At 70.7% G+C, this 5577-nt stretch carries 6 protein-coding genes; 1 reads left to right on the top strand and 5 read right to left on the bottom strand.

All coding sequences use genetic code 11. From position 1 onward, the window contains the following. Positions 1-1058 (bottom strand): acyl-CoA dehydrogenase family protein (locus ACFVYN_RS04420; RefSeq protein WP_389992323.1); only part of this gene is annotated, 1058 nt, incomplete at its 3' end. 134 nt (positions 1059-1192) lie between these two features. After that, entirely contained in the window at positions 1193-2059 is an 867-nt protein-coding gene (locus ACFVYN_RS04415; RefSeq protein WP_389992320.1) for an SDR family oxidoreductase, read from the bottom strand. Positions 2060-2143: 84 nt separating this feature from the next. Between ACFVYN_RS04415 and ACFVYN_RS04410 the strand changes: the two genes are divergently transcribed. Next, entirely contained in the window at positions 2144-3070 is a 927-nt protein-coding gene (locus ACFVYN_RS04410; protein ID WP_389992317.1) for a cyclase family protein, read from the top strand. 317 nt (positions 3071-3387) lie between these two features. Here ACFVYN_RS04410 and ACFVYN_RS04405 read toward each other — a convergent pair whose 3' ends face one another. From ACFVYN_RS04405 to ACFVYN_RS04395, 3 genes are all read right to left on the bottom strand, one after another. Continuing rightward, entirely contained in the window at positions 3388-3849 is a 462-nt protein-coding gene (locus ACFVYN_RS04405) for an ATP-binding protein (protein ID WP_389992834.1), read from the bottom strand. A gap of 509 nt (positions 3850-4358) precedes the next feature. Next, positions 4359-5231 (bottom strand): acyl-CoA dehydrogenase family protein, encoded by an 873-nt coding sequence (locus ACFVYN_RS04400; RefSeq protein WP_389992315.1) that lies wholly within the window; start codon positions 5229-5231, stop codon positions 4359-4361. A gap of 121 nt (positions 5232-5352) precedes the next feature. Beyond that, a partial coding sequence (locus ACFVYN_RS04395; protein ID WP_389992312.1) for an acyl-CoA dehydrogenase family protein occupies positions 5353-5577 on the bottom strand: 225 nt, incomplete at its 5' end.

The raw sequence follows: 5577 nt of genomic DNA, 5'->3' as shown, positions 1-5577 counted from the left end.
CCCCGCGAGAACAGGAACAGGTGCTGCAGCGCGTCGAGTTCGTACGGCGAGGAAGGCGACCAGTCCCCGGGCCCGACCGTCGCCTCCGCGCCCCGCACGAGCATCGCCAGCTCCCCGAGACGCTGATGCCAGCCCGCCCACAGCAGCTTGGCCACACTGGAGGCCCCGGCGTCCCCCGAACCTCCCAGCGTCCGCAGCGCGTTCCACCGCATGGTCCGCAACTCGGCCCACTGCCGCACGAGCAGAGCGCGTACGACGGGATCGTCGACCGCGCCGGTCCGTACGGCGGTCTGCACCACCCGCGTCAATTCCTCGGCGAATCCGACCTGTTGGGCCAGCGTGGACACCCCGCGCTCGAACCCGAGCAGGCTCATCGCCACCTGCCAGCCGCGCCCCTCGCCTCCGACGACATGCTCGGCACGCGCGTGTGCCCCGTCGAAGAAGACCTCGTTGAACTCACTGGTCCCGGTCATCTGCCGTATGGGCCGCACCTCGATGCGCCCCGGCTGGTCCATGGGAACGAGGAGAAACGTCAGCCCGTGATGCCGGCGCGACTCCGGATCGGTCCGCGCGAGCACGAAACACCAGTCCGCCTCATGGGCGAGGGACGTCCAGATCTTCTGCCCGCTGATCCGATACGTCCCGTCCCCGGCCCGCGTGGCCCGGGTCCGCACCCCGGCGAGGTCGGACCCCGCCCCGGGTTCGCTGTACCCCTGGCACCACAGCTCCTCCCCGGCGGCGACAGACGGAAGGAAGCGCGCCTTCTGCTCGTCGCTGCCGTGCGCGAGAAGAGTCGGCGCGAGCAGCTTCTCCCCAATGTGCCCGGACCGCGCCGGCGCCCCGGACCGCGCATACTCCTCGGCCCAGACAACCTGCTGGGTCAGCGTGGCGGTCCGGTTCCCGTACCCGCCCTCCGCCCAACCGAGCCCGATCCACCCGGCCTTCCCAAGGGCCCGCTCCCAGACCCGCCGCTCCTGGGCCCCGTCCACATGGGCGGAGAGCCATTCCCGCACTTCTCCTCGAAACGCCTCGTCCTCAGCACCAAACCCAAAGTCCACAGGGCCCTCCTCTCCACACCGGTGGCGGTGAGCTACTCAGGGGCGCGGGGCTGCATCGATTTGCGGCTCCGCCGCGTGGGCGCGACCAGCCACAAACGACCCGCACCCGCCAAACAACGCACACCCCCAACCCCCTAGGCATCCGGCCCCGAAAGCAACGGCATCGGATCCACTCCAACGCTCCCAGGCAAAAACGACGCGATCAGTTCCGGCGTCCACCCGCCGGAGGCGTACGCCGCACGCAACTCCCGCGGCTGAGCCCACACCGCGATCTTCGGCCCCGCCACCGTGTACACCTGCCCGGTGATCTCCCGCGCCCGCTCCGACAGCAGGTAGACCACCATGGGCGCCACATCCTCCGGCTCCCCGATCTCCGCGAGCTCGAAGGGAACGTTCGCCGACATCCGCGTACGGGCGACGGGCGCCACCGCGTTCGCGGTCACCCCGTACTTGTGCAGCCCGAGCGCCGCGCTGCGCACCAGCGAGATGATCCCGCCTTTCGCCGCGCTGTAATTGGCCTGCGAATACGACCCCTGGTGGTTCCCACTCGTGAACCCGATCAACGTCCCCGCCCGCTGCCGGCGCATCACCGCGGAGGCCGCCCGGAACACCGTGAACGTCCCTTTCAAATGCGTGGCGAGGACCGGGTCCCACTCGTCCTCGGTCATGTTGAACAGCATCCGCTCACGCAGGATCCCGGCGACGCAGACGACACCGTCGAGCCGCCCGTAGGAGGACAACGCGACATCGACCACCCGCTGCCCGCCCGCCATCGTCGAGATGTCGTCGGCCACGGCGACGGCCTCGCCCCCCGCCGCCTCGATCTCCTTCACGACACCCGCAGCGACATCGCTCGTGGGAGACGCCCCGTCCACCGAGACGCCGTAGTCGTTGACGACGACCCGCGCGCCCTCCGCCGCCGCGGCCAGCGCGACCGCCCGCCCGATCCCCCGTCCCGCGCCGGTCACGGCGACGACCCTGCCTGCCAAGAAGTTCCCCACGCTGGCCCCTTCCCGCGGTTTCTGACGGACCGTTAGATTTTATGACCCGTCAGATGTGCGGACACAAGCCCCGGGGAGGGCCCGATGTCACTTCCTGCCGCGTTCCACGACATCGCCAAGCGCGTGAACAACTGGGGTCGTTGGGGAGCCGACGACGAGATCGGCACCCTGAACCTGATCACCGACGAGGTCGTCCGGGAGGCCGCCGCGACCGTCCGCACCGGCCGTCGCATCCCTCTCGCCCTCCCTCTCCGGCAGGACGGCGTGCAGACCGGGATGATGCCGGGCCGGGTCAACCCGCTGCACGCGATGGTGCAGATCAACCAGGAGATCTTCGGCCCGGGGACGGTCGCGTGCAGCGACGACGCGGTGACCATGGGCCTGCAGGCGGCCACCCACTGGGACGCGCTCACCCATGTCTCGCACTCCGGCATGCTCTACAACGGCCGCCCGGCCGGCACCATCACCGCGCACGGCGGCGCCGAGTTCAGCGGCATCGACAAGGCGCGGTACGTCGTCTCGCGCGGGGTGCTGCTCGATGTGGCCCGGGCGCGGGGCGTGGACCGGCTCGACGGAGGGCACGCCGTGACGCCCGAGGACCTGGAGGCGGCCGAGGAACTCGCGGGCACGCGGGTGCGTGCCGGGGACATCGTGCTCGTACGGACCGGGCAGGTCCAGGTGTATCTCGCCGGGGACAAGGAGGCGTACGCCTATCCGTCGCCGGGTCTGTCGGTCCGCACCCCGGAGTGGTTCCACGCGCGCGATGTGGCCGCGGTCGCCAACGACACCCTCACGTTCGAGATCTTCCCGCCCGAGATCGAGGACCTGTGGCTGCCGGTGCACGCGCTGGATCTGGTGGAGATGGGGATGCTCCAGGGTCAGAACTGGAATCTCGAAAAGTTGTCCACAGCCTGTGGAGAACTCGGCCGGTACGCGTTCCTGCTGTCGGCGATGCCCGAGCCGTTCGTCGGCGGCACCGGAACACCGGTGGCCCCGGTGGCCGTGCTGTGAGGAGGTCGGTCGGCGGCGCGCGGGTCCGCCCCGAGCACAGCTCGCGCGCCGCCGTCATCGACTTCCTTCCGCCCTGAGGAAATCGACACCGCGTCACGATCCGCACTCGTCGAGGGCTCCCGTCATCGCAACCCTCGGCGTCCCCTCGCGGCGAATCGCTGACCACCAGCGTCATCAATCGAACACGGTGCGTCAACACCCGTACGGGGATTTATGGCTTACGAGCCGTTTGTCACGACCGCGCACGGATGCACATCCCCGGCGCACCGCTCTCTCACCGAGGCGGGGTCCCGGTGGCGCCTGCCACCGTGCGCCGGTCACACCGCCTCGAAGGCCAGCCCCTCGTAGGCCGCGGCATCGATGCCGTAGGTCTGCGTGAGCTGCCGCGGTCGCTCGCAGCGGTCGAGTTCGCACCAGATGCTCTTGCCCGCGCCTTCGGGGCTCCAGCCCCAGCGGTCCGCGAGGCCGTCGACGAGGGCCAGGCCGCGGCCGCCGGTCGCGTCACCGTCCACGCAGCGCGGCACCGGGGCCCGGCCGCTGCGGTCGGCGACCTCCAGACGGACGGTGGCCGACTCGCCCTCGGCGCCCGGCAGGGACAGTCGCAGGACGGCAGGACGGCCGGTGTGCACCACGGCGTTGGTGACCAGTTCGGACACGAGCAGGATCAGCGTCTCCGCGAGCGGTTCGTCGCCCTCTATCCCGGATACGGCGAGCCGCGAGCGGGCCCACCTCCGGGCTCGCCCCACTTCCGCGGGGTCGGGCCGGATCTCCAGCTGCACTTGAAGCACCTGCACCGCTCACACCATCCGAACCGGCGGGCACATGGCCTCGCGCCTCACGAGGGCCACGATCGTAGCCATTTTTTGCATGACCAGAACAATGACCAAAGCCGGGGTCACAGAACGTGAATCCCTTACGAGACAGCATGGTTGACGTACAGTCACGCCAACAAGCGCTTCGGGCATATTCCAGCGCGAAGGAGTACCCCTGCGGGATACTGTGCGACGCTCGCCGCGGGGAGTCGAACAGGCGGTGGTCACAGGCCTTCCCGCCCTGCGAGCAGCGGCGCGCATCGCCGGGTCCGGGGCCGCCCCATCGGCAACACCGGCATGGCTCGTGCTCGGAACCACTCGCATCTCACACAAGGTACCGGAGCCGGGCGCCGACTCCAGGACGTGACGAGTCACACATAGGACACAACCCGATATCAACGCTCCGTGATTCCGGTATGCCACAATCCGCGACATCCGCTCCGGACGACCCGGAGAGCGGGCCGGTCGCGGGCGGCTCAGGCCAACAGTTCGACGGCGAGCAACTCCTCACTCTCCGCACCGCCGCCGCCCCGCCGGGCCCGCACCCAGGCCCGCTTCAGATGCAGGTGCACCTCGCACTCCCAGGTGAAGCCCATCCCGCCGTGCACCTGGAGACAGTCCCGGGCGCCCCGTTCGGCCGCCTCGTCGGCCAGCAGCCGGGCCGCGGCGATGTCCACCGGGTCCGCGGTCACCGCGGCCGCGTACACCGCGGCCCGGGCCGTCTCCGCCCGCACCAGCATCTGCGCGCACAGATGCTTGACCGCCTGGAAGGCCCCGATCGGCTGCCCGAACTGCTCCCGCGTCCTGGCGTGTTGCACGGCGAGCTCACACACGCGCGTGGCGGTGCCCAACTGCTCGGCGGCGGTGAGGAGCACGGCGACGGGGTCGGCCGCACGCGCCTGCACTCCGGGCACCCGGTGCAGCGGCGTCAGCGGATCCACCGACTTCAGGGCTACGGCCCCGCCGGCGTCGCCGCGTACGACGTCCGCCTCCTCCAGCCACTCCACGAGCCCGCCCGGGTCGACGTCGGCCACGACGACCTCCCCTTCGGCGGCCCCGTCCACGGCACCCGCCGCGAGGTGGGTCGCCACCAGCGGCCCGGTCAACAGGGCCCGCCCGGCCTCCTCGAAGGCCAACACGGCCTCCGGCAGCCCCAGTCCGACCCCGCCGTCCACCTCCGGCACCCGCAGCGCGAAGAACCCGGCGGCGCCGAGCTCCCGCCACAGGGCGCGGTCCAGCCCGGGGGCATCCTGGGCAGCGCGCAGGGCATCCCCGTCGAACCGCCGAGCAAGCACCTCCCGCACACCGGCCCGCAAGGCCAGCTGATCCCCGGTCAGTTGAAACCGCACACGTCCACCTCTCGACGAGGGCCGCCGTAACCCACCCAGGGGCGCGGGGCTGTGCTCGATTTGCGGCTACCGCCGCGTGGGCGCGACCAGCCACAACGGATCCGCACCCGGCGCTCCACTGCTACCTCCCCTTCGGCAGCCCAAGAACCCGCTCGGCCACGATGTTCCGCTGAATCTGCGAGGTCCCGGCCGCGATCGTGTACGACAACGACGACAACCGGTCCAGCACCCAAGGCCGTTCAAGATCCAGCGACTCCACACCCAGGACCTCCGCCGTCGCGTCGTACAACTCCTGCCGCGCATGCGAGTACCGCAGCTTGAACACCGAACCCCCGACCCCCGGCAC

The sequence above is a fragment of the Streptomyces sp. NPDC058307 genome (genome assembly GCF_042880295.1).
In the GTDB taxonomy this organism is placed as follows: Bacteria; Actinomycetota; Actinomycetes; order Streptomycetales; family Streptomycetaceae; genus Streptomyces.
Note: the sequence above shows the minus strand (reverse complement) of the source record. Positions and strands in the feature narration are given on the sequence as shown.

Excerpts from the sequence above, each read along its gene's own strand:
- ACFVYN_RS04410 (WP_389992317.1), top strand. The coding sequence starts at position 2,144 with ATGTCACTTCCTGCCGCGTTCCACGACATCGCCAAGCGCGTGAACAAC.